Source organism: Bacillota bacterium (assembly GCA_023511485.1).
Lineage (GTDB): Bacteria > Actinomycetota > Aquicultoria > Aquicultorales > Aquicultoraceae > CADDYS01.
Genome location: JAIMBH010000043.1, coordinates 1 through 15214 on the forward strand (window position 1 = coordinate 1; position 15214 = coordinate 15214).

General features: G+C 47.9%; 14 protein-coding genes. 3 read left to right on the plus strand and 11 right to left on the minus strand.

The features are described from left to right. Positions 1-438: 438 nt before the first annotated feature. Both K6T91_10985 and K6T91_10990 read left to right on the plus strand, forming a co-directional pair. Entirely contained in the window at positions 439-1500 is a 1062-nt protein-coding gene (locus K6T91_10985; GenBank protein ID MCL6473314.1) for a PAS domain-containing protein, read from the plus strand. A gap of 53 nt (positions 1501-1553) precedes the next feature. After that, entirely contained in the window at positions 1554-2126 is a 573-nt protein-coding gene (locus tag K6T91_10990) for a flavin reductase family protein (protein MCL6473315.1), read from the plus strand. 136 nt (positions 2127-2262) lie between these two features. On the opposite strand, the gene K6T91_10995 is transcribed toward K6T91_10990, so the two are convergent. From K6T91_10995 to ychF, 6 genes are all read right to left on the minus strand, one after another. Continuing rightward, on the minus strand, positions 2263-2964 hold the full coding sequence (locus tag K6T91_10995) for a PilZ domain-containing protein (GenBank protein MCL6473316.1): 702 nt from the start codon (positions 2962-2964) through the stop codon (positions 2263-2265). Positions 2965-3322: 358 nt separating this feature from the next. Then, positions 3323-4183: a metal ABC transporter permease gene (locus K6T91_11000; protein MCL6473317.1), complete on the minus strand. Its 861-nt coding sequence runs from the start codon at positions 4181-4183 to the stop codon at positions 3323-3325. Then, complete coding sequence (locus K6T91_11005; GenBank protein ID MCL6473318.1) at positions 4143-4841, minus strand: metal ABC transporter ATP-binding protein; 699 nt, start codon at positions 4839-4841, stop codon at positions 4143-4145. The genes K6T91_11000 and K6T91_11005 overlap by 41 nt, the downstream gene beginning before the upstream one ends. Beyond that, complete coding sequence (locus tag K6T91_11010) at positions 4828-5766, minus strand: metal ABC transporter substrate-binding protein (protein MCL6473319.1); 939 nt, start codon at positions 5764-5766, stop codon at positions 4828-4830. Before K6T91_11010 ends, K6T91_11005 begins: the two co-directional genes overlap by 14 nt. After that, a complete protein-coding gene (locus K6T91_11015; GenBank protein ID MCL6473320.1) occupies positions 5763-6182 on the minus strand; it encodes a transcriptional repressor in 420 nt (139 codons plus the stop codon). Before K6T91_11015 ends, K6T91_11010 begins: the two co-directional genes overlap by 4 nt. Positions 6183-6575: 393 nt before the next feature. Beyond that, positions 6576-7622 carry a redox-regulated ATPase YchF gene (gene ychF / locus K6T91_11020; GenBank protein MCL6473321.1) on the minus strand — a complete coding sequence of 349 codons (1047 nt, stop codon included), beginning with the start codon at positions 7620-7622 and terminating at the stop codon, positions 6576-6578. Positions 7623-7895: 273 nt separating this feature from the next. On the opposite strand from ychF, the gene K6T91_11025 reads away from it, so the two are divergent. Continuing rightward, positions 7896-8729, plus strand: coding sequence for a zinc metalloprotease HtpX (locus tag K6T91_11025; GenBank protein ID MCL6473322.1), 834 nt, complete (start codon positions 7896-7898; stop codon positions 8727-8729). An 87-nt stretch (positions 8730-8816) separates the two neighbouring features. Here K6T91_11025 and K6T91_11030 read toward each other — a convergent pair whose 3' ends face one another. From K6T91_11030 to K6T91_11050, 5 genes are all read right to left on the minus strand, one after another. Next, on the minus strand, positions 8817-9452 hold the full coding sequence (locus K6T91_11030; GenBank protein MCL6473323.1) for a hypothetical protein: 636 nt from the start codon (positions 9450-9452) through the stop codon (positions 8817-8819). A 39-nt stretch (positions 9453-9491) separates the two neighbouring features. Further along, on the minus strand, positions 9492-10814 hold the full coding sequence (locus tag K6T91_11035) for a hypothetical protein (GenBank protein ID MCL6473324.1): 1323 nt from the start codon (positions 10812-10814) through the stop codon (positions 9492-9494). 343 nt (positions 10815-11157) lie between these two features. Next, positions 11158-13086, minus strand: a complete 1929-nt coding sequence (locus K6T91_11040; GenBank protein MCL6473325.1) for a hypothetical protein — start codon at positions 13084-13086, stop codon at positions 11158-11160. Between the two features lie 631 nt (positions 13087-13717). Further along, the gene (locus K6T91_11045; GenBank protein ID MCL6473326.1) at positions 13718-14449 is read right to left on the minus strand and encodes a hypothetical protein; all 732 of its coding nucleotides are present in this window, start codon (positions 14447-14449) and stop codon (positions 13718-13720) included. 39 nt (positions 14450-14488) lie between these two features. After that, on the minus strand, positions 14489-15214 hold a 726-nt coding region (locus K6T91_11050), incomplete at its 5' end, for a hypothetical protein (protein MCL6473327.1).

Here is a 15214-nt window from a genome sequence, read left to right on the forward strand (position 1 = left end):
CAATACATGGTTTGGAGTATATTTTATATGAGGCAACCAGGGGTTAGTTCGAGTAGATTTTTATATGAGGCAACAGGTTTCCAGAAAGCTGGCTGTAGTTGGAGTAAATACCTTGAACCGAGCAGAAAAATTATACACCTTTAAAGGTGAAGGAGGCCTTAAGTAACGTTTATTTAAAGCCATCTCTCATGCCGGCCTCTTTATCGAAGATGTATACAGTAGAGGAAGATTCTACCTATCGATTGTCTATCTATCGCTAGATAAATTTGAAGGGATGCGCATTAATACTACGAGAAACAATTCTTGATCAGGCTTGTCTTTTTATCTGGCTTTGGAGGTGCAATCCAAGTTTGCAACTTCCGCCAGCTCACAGTAAAAACCATGAATGCTATAATGGTTTTTAAACCCATAAATAAATGGGAAATTAAAGAGAGGCTAATGAAAAACCAAAGGGTGGTAGTCTTGAGCGAGTTCTTAAACAAAATTGACCATGTAGGGAAAATTAGGTTGGTCGAGCCACAAAGCAAAGTTCCAAGCGAGCTTGGTCACCCAATAAGGATTTTAATGGAAGAGCATGCGGCTCTTATTAGGGCAGTCGATAAGGCTAAAGAGATTGCAATATTCCTGAAGGGTGAAGAGGCAGGCGCTGAAACCAGTGAAACTATAGTGCGATTGCATAACATCGCTGAGCATCTTATGGCATCCGAAAACCACTACGTACGCGAAGAGAACGTGCTCTTTCCCTATATCGAAAAGCATGGAATATCTGATCCGACCGCTGCAATGTGGGTCGAGCACGAGGCGATAAGGGATGCAAAGAAGAACTATCGCGCGCTCTTTGATGATTACGATGGGTTTGACCTTTCTGCTTTTGCTGATAAAGTGAGCGAGGTGTCAGAATATCTTTTGGAGATGCTGGCCAACCATTTCTACAAAGAAAACAACGTGCTTTTCCAAATTGCCCTGCAGCACATAAAAGAGGACGAGTGGATAGAAATCCGCAGCGAGTTTGATGAGCTAGGGTACTGCTGTTTCACTCCGGAGATGCCGGAGGCAAAGGTTCAGCCACGTGGGGCAACTGCGGAGGCGGTTCAGGCTGAAGGCAGGATTAACCTTGAAACCGGCTACTTTACGCCAAGTGAGCTTGAGGCACTGCTGAATGCTATCCCGCTTGAGCTAACCTTTGTTGACGCTGATGATAAGGTGCGTTACTTTAATCGCTCGAAAGAGAGATTATTTGTAAGAACAAAAGCGGCTCTGGGAAGAAAGGTCGAGCAATGCCACCCACAAAGAAGCCTCCATTTAGTTAGAGAAATAGTCGAGGATTTCAGGCATGGTAGACGAGATGAGGCCGAATTCTGGATTCAGATGGCTGGTCGGTTTGTACATATCCGGTTTTTCCCTGTAAGGGATGCCCAGGGTAATTATCTTGGCACTGTTGAGGCAGTCCAGGATGTAACTGATATAAGAAGTCTTGAGGGAGAAAAAAGACTGCTTTAGTATATTGATAAAGACCATTAAGGGCTAGCTTAGTTGCCTTAGAAGGATGCATGATGAAGAAATCATTAGGCGCCACAGCAATAGCATATCCTACTCCGGCTTGGGTTGTAGGAACATTCGATAAAGGGGGAAAGCCTAACGGTGCAACGGTCGCGTGGGGAGGCATTTGTTGTTCAAAACCCCCATGTGTGGCTGTTTCGCTGAGGAAGGCAACGCAGTCATATGTAAACATAGTTGGGCGGCAGGCGTTTACAATAAATATTCCCTCTGCAATACACGTGCAGGCGGTAGACTATTTTGGTCTGGTTTCTGGAAAGAATACCAATAAGTTTGCTAAGACGGGACTTACTCCAGTAACAAGTGAGCTTGTTGATGCGCCTTATATCGAAGAGTTTCCTATCGTTTTAGAGTGTAAGCTGCGCCAGTCGGTCGAGATCGGCTCGCACACCCAGTTTATTGGAGAAATTGTCGATGTCAAAATTGATGAGGATCTACTAGGCGAAAAGGGCACACCAGATATCGACAAGATAAAGCCAGTTGTTTTCTGCCCGCCGGTATCTGGAAGATACCACATAGTAGGAAGTTTTCTTGGCCCGGCATTCTCAATCGGCAAGGAACTGCAATAGGGTTTAAACAGCTCGTTGATAATAGAAATCTCGGCTGAGGGCTGGGGTTAGATTGCTAGTAGATCTCCTTTTCTAACACTTAATGGGATATAGTCTTATTTATCGCAGGTGAGACTGAATCGCTAGCATCTGGGTTTTAGGCCGACCCCCTGTGGATATTTGATCTTAGCCGGTTAAGCTTACTATGTCTGTTTACATAGTTAGCAATGTATAGCAAATCCTCCTTTTTAACATCGATAAAGCGAATTCCTATCCTGTAGACACGGGAAGATTTACCTGGTTTGGAGCAGTTGGTGACTTCGCCCAGGATGATTATCGGCTCGCGCTTGGCAAGTTCGATTAATATTCTGGCTCTTGTACCTTTTTCGATCTCACCGGCGGTGTGGATTAAAACACCAAGGCCACCCTCGCTAATGTCCTCGATCTTAATTCCGCGGTAGATATTGCCGTTGCTATCAAACTGGATTCTAAATATGATCGTATCATCGGTTTTTAGCCGCTGGTGTCTGCGCTGCTGTTTATAGGTCGGCTCACCATCGATCTGGATTGTAACGTTTGTTCCATTAGAAGATTGACCTTTTATGCTGACCCTAACCAAACATAGCGCGTTCTCGCCGGCAAAAGTAGCGATGGCCAATCTTCCGGTTATACGCTCCGGCAGATGCTTGCCGCTGGCAAGTTTGCCAACAAAAAGGTCTCTACCTAAAACCGCTGAAACCAGAAAGCCGAGCGCATCTTCTTTGCCGTCTAGCCGCAGGTCAAAAGGAGCATCCTTGGCCAGGAATTCCTCAAGGCGAAACCTATAATTTGGTTTTTCAGCTTTTTCAGCAGCCACCATAGCAAATTTATCGGTTTATGAAGTTTTGAGCTTTAATCAAAACCATACCTGGCTCGATAGCAGGTCTCTTAATAACCGAGAATATTTTCAGTTATTGGGAATAATGATTTACGTATTTGCGCCCATTTGCGGCGATTTAGTACGCTGTTCTGTTTTATGTAAATGTAAAGCCATAAATAGCCGGGAGGACCATGAGAGGGATTACCCTGTTACCCATAACAGCAACTATCCTGAGCCTGTTGCCACGCGGGCCGGCGATATTCTTTCCCATCCTGCTTGTCATCTTTATTCTGGCTATTATCGTAATCATGGTTGTTTGGGGGCCGTGGAGCCACAGGGGTTGAGATGCAGGTTGGATTTATCTAGCAAGCAGATCTAAAGCTCTTTTAGCAACAGACGTAAACAAAAGCATACCGCCGAGCGTCACGACGATCATCGCGCCGCTTGGTGTGTCAAGTACGTAGGAGAGGATAAGGCCTAAGAAAGTTGCGATGGCAGCAGCTCCTGCTGCGATAAAGACTGTTTGCCTAAAGCTTGCAGCAACTGTTTTTGCGATATTTGCCGGGATGATCAAAAAAGCGGCAATTAGGATTATACCGACTATCTTAATCCCGGTTGCAATAGTGATTGCAACAAGCACTGTAAATAGCGTATTGACAAGCAGGGTGTTGGTGCCTGAGCTCATGGCAAGCTCTTCATTGAAAGTGACTTGCAGAATTTTATGCCGATAGGCATAAAGAACCAGAAGAACGGTTGGGGTAAGAATGGCGGCAATCCATACATCACGCGGCGAGATTCCAAGAATATCGCCAAACAGGTACTGCAGCAGGTCAATCCGGTATCCCTCAAGCCGGCTAATTACGAAGATTGCTACAGCAAGCGATATCTCGGCAGAAAATGCTAAGACCGAGTCGTGAGAGAATTTTCCCGTGTTTTGTAGAGCCGCAATTATGAAAGCGGCAAGTATCGCAACTACGATAGTCGTTATGTCAAGGCTTGTTCCAAGCGCCAGGCCGATTGCTATACCCAAAAATGAAATATCCGCAATTGTGTGTCCGATCAGCGACTCTTTTCTTAAGACGACGTAGATACCCAAAATTGCACTTATTATGGATATCAGACTGCCAATTGCAAGTGCACGCAAGAAAAACGGATATGAAAATGCCTCGATAACTGCATTAATGGTGCTCATGTTCGTAAGGGATAAGATAGCCTCCAAACAGCTTTATAATATCGGTATTGGCCGCGACCTCGCGCGGTGTTCCCTGGCACATCATGGTCCTATTTATGCAGATGACCTTGCTTGCATAGCGGTAGACCAGGTGGATGTCATGCGAGACCAAAACTATAGCCATATTCTTTTTATCTTGTAATTCCTTGATTGTCTCAAAGAAGCTCTGCTCGCCGAGCACGTCAACCCCAGTTGTGGGCTCATCGAGTAGCAGCAAGTCTGGTTTAGATAAAAGGGCGTTTGTTAGCATAACCCTTTGTAGTTCACCGCCGCTTAAATCTCCGACTTTTTTGTTCATTAACTTTGCGCCTCCGGTAAGCGCGAGCCCCTCCTCTATACCGGATTTGCTGCCGCTATACGACTGCAGGAGTTCTTTTACGGTAAGAGGAATAGAGCGGTCAAAATTAAGTATCTGCGGTACGTAGCCAATTTTTGCCGTGTTCACTTCGATTGAACCTAGAGACGGCTTGTATATTCCAAGGATAGTTTTAAGTAAAGTGGTCTTTCCCGCACCGTTTAAGCCAATGATAGCCATTACTTCGCCGTGGTATAGGCTGAAACTAATGTCTTTAAGCGCGGTTATTTTTCCAAAGCTAACTTTTAAGTTTTTCGCCTCGACAATAGGTTTAGGTTTACAGCCCATCATCTTTGACCTCTTTGAACGCCTTCATTAATGACGATAGATTCCGCCGCATATTCTTCTCGTAGCCGTCGCGTGAAAGCTCTTGTCCGATAGGATCAAGAACGCCTGTATAGATACCGTAGTCCTGTCTTAAGACGTCGATTACTTTTGGCGAGAACTGCGGCTCGGTAAAGACGATCCTTGCGCCGTGGTCTTTAATATAATCGATTATTCGTGCCATTTGCCTTGGGCTTGGCTCTTTGCCGGGAAACTCCTCGATTGAACCAGAATTCCTTATTCCGTATTGCTTCTCGAAGTATTGGTAAGCGTTATGAAAAACAAAATATTTTTCTTTTTTAGCTGAAGCAAGCTCTTTAGCGATATCTACATCAAGCCGTTTAAGTCTTTCGATATAGGCCTCAGCGTTTTTGCTGTAGGATTTAGCGTTTTTAGGGTCGGCCTTGATAAGCGCATCCCGGATTGCCTCGACCTGCTTTACTGCATTCTCAGGGGAAAGCCAGATATGTGGGTCACCGTCTTGGTGCTCGTCTTTGTCATGGCTCTCAAGCACTTTTATCGATTTGCTTGTGTCAACTATTGTAAGCCCCGGGTTTGCTGCGCCTCTTACGATGTCGTCGAGAAATTCCTCAAGCCCGACACCGTTTATTATCAATACGTCTGCCCGGGCGATTTTTTTGATGTCGCTTGGTTTGGCTTGGAAGGAGTGGATGCTGGCTCCTATGGGGACCAGGTTCTCTACCACGGCCGCATCTCCCGCGACGTTTACAGCAAATGAGTAAAGCGGGGCAAAAGTAGTGACCACCTTTAACTTGCCAATTTCTTTCTCTGATGTGCCTGCATGGAAGGCCCCTTTGCTTTTACTACAGCCTGCAAGAAGCATTACCGCCAGAAGTAATACTGCTAGAGCCGTAAATCTGGATATCTTCACTTGTGGCCCCCTCTTTTCTTGCGGCTACACTTGGAGCATAGCCCCATAGACTCGGCTATGTGCTGCTCTGCATAAAAACCCATTTGACTGGCTATCTCATTTTCCCGTTCGCAAAGGCTACCATCCGAGAATTCGGCAACCGAGCCACAAGAGCGGCATATCATGTAGCGATGACAACCGTGCCTGTCTTCCAATGTGCATCTCATAAACCCGCTTGCGGTAATTACCCTATGTGCGAGGTTCAAAGAGCAGAGCAATTCGAGAGCCCGATAGATCGTCACATGATTGAGCGCTACGTTTTCTTTGCGCAGCAGCCTCTGGATTTCATACGGTGAGAGCGGTCCTTTTGCCTTGCTCAGGATACGAATGACCTTTTTCCTGGGCTCGGTCAAACGAAATCCCCGGCTTTTTAACAAATCTTCCGCTTCCTTAACAAACTCCATATTGCAATATTATTGCAATAAGCGATGTAAGTAAAGTGTAGGGGTTAAAGTTGCAAAGCGAAAAGACTGGCATTAAAGGGCTCCGGAGGAGCTCTTTTAATGTCAACCTTATTTGTGGATAGGTTTACAATTGTTAGCCTGTTCACCGGTGGATTCCCGATCCGCTGTGGTTGGTGCGCCCATTCAAGTTGGGATTCCTGCTTTAGGAAGCAGCCACCTGTTTATAATTATGTATCCAGCGATTACGATGATAATAAACAATATGTCTGACATTGGCTTTGCCCTTCTTATCCTTCTTATTATACTTTTTACAAATTGGTCGACAGCTTTGGAAAAGCTGGCATGTCTTTTCCTTAGATTCAATGTTTAAACGTTGAATCTGAAGTTGATTATATCGCCATCTTTTACCTCGTACTGTTTCCCCTCGAGCCGAACCTTGCCCGCATCTTTTGCCTTGGCCATACTGCCAAATTGGCGAAAGTCCGCAAAAGAGACAACTTCAGCGCGAATAAAACCCCGCCCGATATCGGTGTGTATCTTGCCGCCTGCTTGTGGTGCAAGTGTGCCTTTCCTTATTGTCCAGGCTCTTACCTCATCTTCCCCAACGGTCAGAAATGAGATAAGGTCGGATAGTTCATAAGCAGCACGGATAAATTTTGCTTTTGCTGATTCCTCAATCCCGAGCCCTTCGAGAAATTCAGACTGCTCCTCGGGATTCATCTCGGCTATCTCCATCTCGATTGCACCGCAGAATTCAACGACCGGGATGCTGCGCTTGCTAGCAAAATCTTTTAGCTCGCCCAGATCTGCGCTCTCTTCTTCGCCTGTGTTTGCAACAATTAAGGCTGGTTTTAGAGTTAGAAGCTGGAATCCGCTTAAGGATTTTATCTCCGCTTCATCAAGGTTGAGCTCTCTTAGCGGTTTCTCCTCGTCAAGTGCGCTTTTACATTTTTTAACCAGGTCATACTCAATGCCCTTCTTGTGCTCCTTATCCATGCGCTCAATTTTTTTCTCAAGCACGATAAGGTCAAGCACAATAAGTTCAGATTCTATAGCTTGAAAATCCCGTAGTGGGTTAGCGTCATTGGCGGCTGCTGCTGGGTCAGTAAACGCCTTTACAACTACTGCCAGGGCATCAACACCTTTAATTAAGTCGATTGTCTGCGTGCCGCCAAGAGCCCCGCCTGAGGCATCGCTTGGCCCAGGGATATCTACGAACGATATCTCCGCATAGGTAGTTTTCTTTGGCTTGTAAATATTAGATAAATAGTCGACTCGCTCATCGGGAACCTTTATGACCGCAAGGTTTGCTTTTTGCACGCCAAAAGTTCCTGTCTGGGCTGATAAGCCGGTTAAGGCGTTAAAGACGGTCGTCTTTCCCGATTTTGGCAGACCTATTATTCCTACTTTCATGCTTCCTCCAGGTAGTATAACTTTTCTAATATATAACAAAACACCGCAGCTCACAATACTAGAAGCTAGGGGCTAGGGACTAGAAGCTAGAAACTAGAGCCTAGAGCCTAGAGACTAGAAATGAAGGTCTAGAGTGTGGGTTTAAAAGCATAAGAGATTTAAGAAGATGGTTTTATCTTGCCTCTAACAGAGCCGGTAGGCTCGTTCTAGTGTCTAGTATTGCGAAGATTGCTAAGCCGATATAAAATTTTCATTAGAAGAGGGGGTATTAAGTTGAACAATTTACGAACCTGGCTTCTTATGGGGGCGCTTACGGTTCTATTGGTTTTAGCCGGCAAGCTCATTGGCGGCAATGGCGGCATGATGTTCATGCTTGTCTTTGCCATAATCATGAACTTTTCTGGCTACTGGTGGAGTGACAAAATCGCTATCATGATGACTGGCTCAAGGCCTGTTAGCGAGAAAGAAGCCCCCGAGCTTTACTTAATGGTCAGGAATCTCTCGCTTCGCGCAGGCTTGCCGATGCCGCGCCTCTACATAACGCCATCGCCTCAGCCAAATGCATTTGCAACGGGGCGAAATCCTCAGCACGCTGTTGTGGCGGTAACCGAGGGCCTAATGCAGATGCTATCCAGAGATGAGATTGAGGGCGTGCTTGCGCATGAGCTTGCTCACGTAAAGAACAGAGATATCCTGATTGGCTCGATGGCCGCGATGATGGCTGGTGCGATAAGCGCTATTGCAAACATTGCCCAGTGGGGGCTCTTCTTTGGACGCGGCGATGATGACGATAACCCGTTTGGCATAATCGGCGTAATTATTGCTATCGTTGTCATGCCAATTGCCGCCATGCTGGTCCAGCTTGCGATATCACGTTCAAGGGAGTATGGAGCTGATGAAACTGGTGCCAGAATAGCAGGGCATCCTCAAGGTTTAATAAATGCACTTCTTAAACTAGAGCGCGGGGCGCAGGCGATTCCCATGGATGTGAGCCCGGCAACGTCACACATGTTTATCGTAAACCCGCTCTCAGGGCGGAGTTTCGCAGCTCTTTTCAGTACACATCCACCAATCGCCGAGCGTGTGGCCAGACTTAAAAAAATCTAAAGCTTTAAACTTTAGGGGACGTTCCTGAAAAACTGAAAAACGCCTGAGTTTTTCAGTTTTTCAGGAACGTCCCCTTCTTTTCTTCTTTTAACGAAGTCCTCTTAACAAGAGTTCGTCATTGTATTCGTCGCCTGTAATTGTTGAGCTATCGACATGGCTCTGGCTTGTTGCGTTCCAGATTGTTGGGTTATGACAATCCAGGCAGACGCTATCTATATCATGTGCCGGGTGAGAGGTCAGCCAGGCGTACGTAGCCGTGTCGTCGTAGGCAGTCCCGCCGTTGATCTGGTTTGCCAGATCGGTACCCGACATTGTTGTTCTTGTGACACCAGCAGCTATCGGGTCTCCGTTAAAATCAAGGCCGAAAAGGTCGTCTTTTAACATCATGTAGCCCAGCGTGCGGTGTGGCCAGCTGAAGCCATCGTCTGCGCAGACAGCTGAGGATGTTGTATCAAGCGTTCGCCAATCTAAAGGTAGCCTAACTGAACGCTCCCATTTGAACTGGATACCAGCATTGGTCTGAGCTGGCGGATACGCCGAGGGCGTGGTATCCAATACATCATAGGTCACCGCTGAGCTTATCCAATATGTATTAAATACCGTTTTACCCTGGGAGTTGTCTGCAGCAATGCTTGCGACAGCTGTATACCCGCCTTTTCCCGCCATATGACAGGCATTGCATCCGCTTGATCCTCTATGACAGTTGCGGCAATGCGGTCCCATTAAAAGCCCATCCTCCGGATTGAGCTTCATCTGACGGGCTCAGTGCCGAGGTTGCGAATCGTGACCGTAAGCTAGGTCGTAGTTTCCCTTCCATGGCGGAACTTCGGTGTCTGATCCCTGGTTTCTTAAAGCCCTGTCCTCGCTAAATAGCGGCGCGGCAACGGTATGTAAACCAGCATTTCCATCATGGCAGTCAGCGCAAAACTCCGATATGCTCCAGATAGGTTTACCTGAGTTTCTGCTTGTAAATCCAACATTTTCTGACCCGAGCGCTGCGGAGTTTGCTGCTCCTACTGGGTTATCCCAATCCGTCGGAATTTTGTTTACAGGGTAGCTTACACCGCTATCATACATGTGCATAAGCCCGTAATCGGTAGACCCTACCGTGATTGCTGCAATTAGGTCTGATATCTCAGCTCCCGGTGCAACATCCGTTGATTCGCTGCTTGCAGTGTCGATGTTCCAGAAGGTAACTGTCTCGGTGGCGGCTTTCGGCGATACCTCGCGATCAGCGTTTTTAATTAAAAGCCAGCTTCCGGCAAGATATACAGGCTCATTTTTGTTGGCGGTTGGGTTCCAGTACTGGGTGTTGTTTTGCAAGGTATCGTGACCCGGGTTTGCAATTGAGAAAACGAGGCCCGATTGGTCTCTTGCCAGTGGATCTTCCGGGTCAACCCCGGAGCCTGCAATTCCAACTGGGTTGCCGATATTGTTAAACCCAAGCAGTCTTTGCGGGTTGGCATGTGGGCTGTGGCAATCAAAGCAAGATAGGCCACCTAACCAGTAATTTGGTGTGTAAGCGGGGAAGGTATCATCTGGCGCCTTCCACTTACCACTCGAGACGCCGTAACCCAGACTGTGGCCAACGTTATATTCAGTAGTAAAGTTATCATCGTTATCCATCAAGATATTAAAACCCGAACCCGCGCCAAAGCCGTGGCACCAATCGCATGCCTCATACCTGGTATTACCCCTGGTAAGTTTGAACTTACCGGCCGCGCGGTGAACCGCGTGGCACTCTCGACACCTATGGCTTGTCGCAATATAGCCGCCGTGTGGACCTGCGGTATATTTTCCTCCCGAGAAGCCGCCTCCCCAGCCGGCCTCTTCGGTGTAGTCTTGTGGATCGTTATAGTTAAAGCCGTCGACGCCGAGCGCATAAGGGCTGTTCCAGGTACCTTGGGGATGTATGCTGGTAGTGTAACCGTTATATGTTACCACGTTGCCGTTTACATTATCGTACCAGATATCGCCCGATAAATCATATGCGGTCGGGGTAATATCCGATGTGGCAGCCAGGGCGACATTACCTGCTATTAGGATAAAGCCTATGACTGCAATAACCACTAAACTCCTTCTCATTTTTGTTTCACCTCCTTTGTAGGCAGTCTTTATGAAACATCGGCTTTAAGCTGGGAAACTTTAATCTTGTGGGCTCAGGCGGTAAATACCGTATTGTCTTTGCCAGCATTGCTGTGCCTGCGCTGAAGATAAATTCCTCTTCCTGGAAAAGGTGAGGTATCGCCACAACATACTCTTAACTCGTAGGCAGCTTTTTAGAGTTAAAATGTTTAGAGTTAAAAAGATAAGGGCCCGCTGGCCAGGCGGGCCCTTAAATTGCGCGCAATATACGATGTTTAACTATAAGTTTAAAACAAAAGCTGCCCGTCGGCAGCAGCCAAGCTTGTCGCTTGGCAAGTAACTACTACGGCAAGCCTCTGAGTATGAGCTCGTCGTTGTAGTTGTCTGCTGATGAACCAGCAGTATCGGTGTGGTTCGACGTACTGGTTGCGTTCCAGATTGTCGGGTTGTGACAATCCAGGCAGACGCTGTCTATGTCGTGTGCTTCTCTGCCGGCGACAAAGTTTATGCCAACGTCTGTCTTGTAGTTGTCTGAGAATTCATCGCCAAGACTTGAGGTGGTTGACCTCGTTTGTCCAGCGGCAATAGGAGTGCTGCCATCGATGTCAAGACCGAATAGATCGTCTTTGAGGAGCATGTAACCCAATGTACGGTGCGGCCAACTGAAGCCATCATCTGCACAGACAGCTGATGCTATCGACGATGTAGTTCTCCAGTCGGTAGGCCAGGTTACATCTCGGCTGAACTTGATCTGCTCAGTCTCATTAGTTTGAGTTGACTCGTAGTTCGTGGGGGTGCTATCTAGCGAATCATAGACAATCGCCGTGCTTACCCAGCGTGGATCGAACATCGAGCCTAGGCCTGTTGCCGATCTGCTTGGGTTTCCTATACTTGCATATTCACCGTTGTGGCAGGTGTTGCAAGCACTTGAGCCCCTGTGGCAGCTGCGGCAGTGCGGACCAAAGTCGGTTCCATCTTCCGGATTGAACCTCATCTGGCGCTTGCAGTGCCTTGGCTGCGCATCGTGACCGTATGCCAGATCGTATTCACCTTTCCAGGCGGGTGTCTCAGTCTCAAATCCCTGAGTCCTGAGAGCCCTGTCTTCGCTAAACAGCGGAGCCTGTACGGTATGTAGACCAGCATTGCCATCGTGGCAGTCTGTACAGAACTCAGACATTGCCCATATGTTCTGCGTGCCGGTTTGGGTGTAACCGCGGTTCTCTTGGCCGGTAGTTGCGCTTCCGGCTTGACCGATCGGGTCATTCCAGTCGATTGGTATCTTGTTTACCGGATACGACGTGGTTGAGTCGTACTGGTACAGAGCCTGCATAATACCATCGGATATCTCCGACCCTGCGGTTATGCTGTCTACCATCGAGGTAATTTCAACGCCGGCGGTAGAGCCGGTACCGCTATATATGGTGTAGGATGCAGATTTTGTGTCATCTGCAACCGCAATCTCACGGTCCGGGTTTTTGATCAGCAGCCAGCTGCCGGAGAGATAGATAGGCTGAGCATGGCCTCCTGATATGTAAGCCGCAGGATCACCTTCGGTTTCACCGTGGCCCGGGTTAAGTATGCCGAACACCTTGTTGTTTTGGCTTAATCCAACCGCTGTACCGGTATCGCTGTAGCCAAGAAGCCTCGATGGGTTGGCATGCGGGCTGTGGCAGTCAAAGCAGGAGAAACCTCCCATGTAGTAGTTTGGCGTAAATGCCGGGAAGGTATCATCCGGTGCTTTCCATTTACCTCCGCTTATACCGTATCCCATGGTGTGACCGACATTGTACTCTGTCGTATAGTCGGCGTCGTTGTCCATCTGGATGTTAAAACCAGAGCCGGCTCCTGTGCCGTGACACCAATCACATGCTTCATAGCGGGAATCGCCTCTTGTTAACTTGAACTTACCGGCCGCACGGTGAACAGCATGGCACTCACGGCACCGGTGGGTTGATGTAAGATATCCACCGTGTGGACCTGAGCTATACCGGTGCTGGCTGGATGAATCCTGCGTTCCAGTGTCGGTGTACTGTTGCGCGTCGTTGTAGTTGTAGCCATCAACGCCTAAGGTGTATGGGCTATTCCAGGTACCGTACGGGTGAACACTAGTATCGTTGTGTGAGAAGCCGGTGGCTACGACTTGCCCTTGAGACGTCTCATCATAGGTCATGCCTGTGATGTCGTAGGTCTTTGGGGTGATGTCGGCCATGGCGACTCCGCTTCCCGCTAGGACAAGGCCTGTAGTCATCAAAACTACAAAGCTTTTCCTCATCTTTTTCACCTCCTTTCCGAGCAGAGATGTATTAAATTGCCCGAAAAAGGGCATAGAGGAATAGCAATAGGAGTCTCCAGTGGAGCCGATTAATGTATAGCTTGTCCTTTGTTGTTTATGCTGGCTAGCTAACATAGATCTCCTGAAAAACAAATAAAGTGACCAATCGATTAATTTGGTATGATAACTCTTGCTTTGACGAAAACCATAAATTTTGACTCAAGGCATCGCATTAATCGCTCAGCCACTTTTACTAAAGGAAAGAGGGGATCGCCCACACCTTCCTTATATCTGCTTTTCCTTAAGTGATTGACGCCAGCATCATTTTTGCTGCTTGGCGTTTAAGCGCAAGCTAACTCTAAAGGACATGCTTATGAAGCTAAACTTTGGGCAGGCGTTGCTTAATTTATAAGCGACGGCCCAATTATATTTAATATGACGATGGATAGTCAAGGGTATTTAGTTAAAAATTAGCGAATAAATGATGAATTGAGAAATAAAGATAAAGAGTGGATGGTAGCCTAAAGGGCAATATAAGGGTACCGCGCCAGACAAAAAAAGAGGTCCCTGTAAAGGGACCTCTTTTTTTGTCTTGTGAATTGTAAGCAGTTCTTGTAAGTTCTTACACACTTTACGGCAAGCCTCTGAGTATGAGCTCGTCGTTGTAGTCATCGGCTGTGCCTGAACCGTCAACATGACCATTCTGGCCAGTTGATGTTGCGTTCCAGATTGTCGGGTTGTGACAATCCAGACAGACGCTGTCAATGTCATGCGTCTTTTTGCCAGCAACGTAGGCAACAACGCTGTTGCTCTTATAGCCGTCTGAATACTCGCTGCCGAGTGACGATGTTGACTTCCTGTACTCGCCTGCAGCAATCGGGCTGCCGTCGATGTCAAGACCGAAGAGGTCGTCTTTTAACATCATGTAGCCCAGTGTGCGGTGTGGCCAGCTGAAGCCATCGTCTGCGCAGACAGCTGAGGCGGTTGCATCAGAGGTTCTCCAATTGCTACCACTTCCGCCGCTGAAGACAACGTCACGGCTCCATTTTAGGAATCCGCCAGCGCTATTTTGGGTGCCGGTACCTCTGTCGGATGCATCCCACGGGGCTGTAGCAGTGTAGTTTCCGCTGAAGTTGGTGCTTGTCCAGAACGGGCTATAGGTCGATGCGCCTTTATAGGCCAAGGATCCTGTTGCACCGTAAACATTCTGGTTGGCAAGATTATCAGCCGAAACCGGTGCAATAGCAGTGTAGCCGCCTTTACCTCCATTGAGAGCCCAGTCGGCAGATGTTCCTCCTGTTGCATTGTGGCAGGTTGCACAGTTGCTTGAGCCCCTATGGCAGTTACGGCAGTGCGGTCCCATCAAGTTCTGATCCTCCGGATTGAACTTCATCTGACGGGCTCAGTGCCTTGGCTGCGCATCGTGACCGTATGCCAGGTCGTAGCTACCCTTGAAGTTGGTATCATCACCATTTGCGGATTGGCTACCCCTTAGCGCCCTGTCCTCACTAAACAGCGGGGCCTGTACGGTGTGTAGACCCGCATTGCCATCGTGGCAGTCGGTACAGAACTCGGAAACGTTCCAGATATTCTTGAGACCAAGCTGGTCGTATCCTTTGTTCTCGTTTCCTACAGCAGCGCTTCCTGCAGCACCTATTGGGTCATTCCAGTCGATCGGCACCTTGTTTACTGGGTATGCAGTGTCGGTATCGTACTGGTGTAGACCTGCCATGATGCTATCGGAAATCTCCTGGCCTGCGGTGACCGGCTTAGCAACATACGCTCCACTTGCTCCATCAAGACCAACGGCATCAGCGTCATCTCGAACTGCTATCTCGCGGTCTGCGTTTTTGATCAGCAACCAGCTGCCTGCAAGGTAGACAGGCTCTCTCTCAGCAGGGTTGGCCGAGTAGAACTTATAGTTGTTCTCGGTTCTACCGTCGTGGCCCGGGTTTGCAATAGAGTAAGTCTTGTTAAGTGTCCCATAAGCCGTTTCGGTATCGACGAGACCAACCGGCTGGCCTAGATCGTTAAATCCAAGCAGCCTTGCAGGGTTAGCATGCGGGCTGTGGCAGTCAAAGCAAGAGAATCCACCGATCCAGTAGTTTGGAGTATATGCTGGATAGGT

Excerpts from the sequence above, each read along its gene's own strand:
- K6T91_10985 (MCL6473314.1), top strand. The coding sequence starts at position 439 with ATGAAAAACCAAAGGGTGGTAGTCTTGAGCGAGTTCTTAAACAAAATT.
- K6T91_10990 (MCL6473315.1), top strand. The coding sequence starts at position 1,554 with ATGAAGAAATCATTAGGCGCCACAGCAATAGCATATCCTACTCCGGCT.
- K6T91_10995 (MCL6473316.1), bottom strand. The coding sequence starts at position 2,964 with ATGGTGGCTGCTGAAAAAGCTGAAAAACCAAATTATAGGTTTCGCCTT.
- K6T91_11005 (MCL6473318.1), bottom strand. The coding sequence starts at position 4,841 with ATGATGGGCTGTAAACCTAAACCTATTGTCGAGGCGAAAAACTTAAAA.
- ychF (MCL6473321.1), bottom strand. The coding sequence starts at position 7,622 with ATGAAAGTAGGAATAATAGGTCTGCCAAAATCGGGAAAGACGACCGTC.
- K6T91_11030 (MCL6473323.1), bottom strand. The coding sequence starts at position 9,452 with ATGGGACCGCATTGCCGCAACTGTCATAGAGGATCAAGCGGATGCAAT.
- K6T91_11035 (MCL6473324.1), bottom strand. The coding sequence starts at position 10,814 with ATGAGAAGGAGTTTAGTGGTTATTGCAGTCATAGGCTTTATCCTAATA.
- K6T91_11040 (MCL6473325.1), bottom strand. The coding sequence starts at position 13,086 with ATGAGGAAAAGCTTTGTAGTTTTGATGACTACAGGCCTTGTCCTAGCG.
- K6T91_11045 (MCL6473326.1), bottom strand. The coding sequence starts at position 14,449 with ATGGGACCGCACTGCCGTAACTGCCATAGGGGCTCAAGCAACTGTGCA.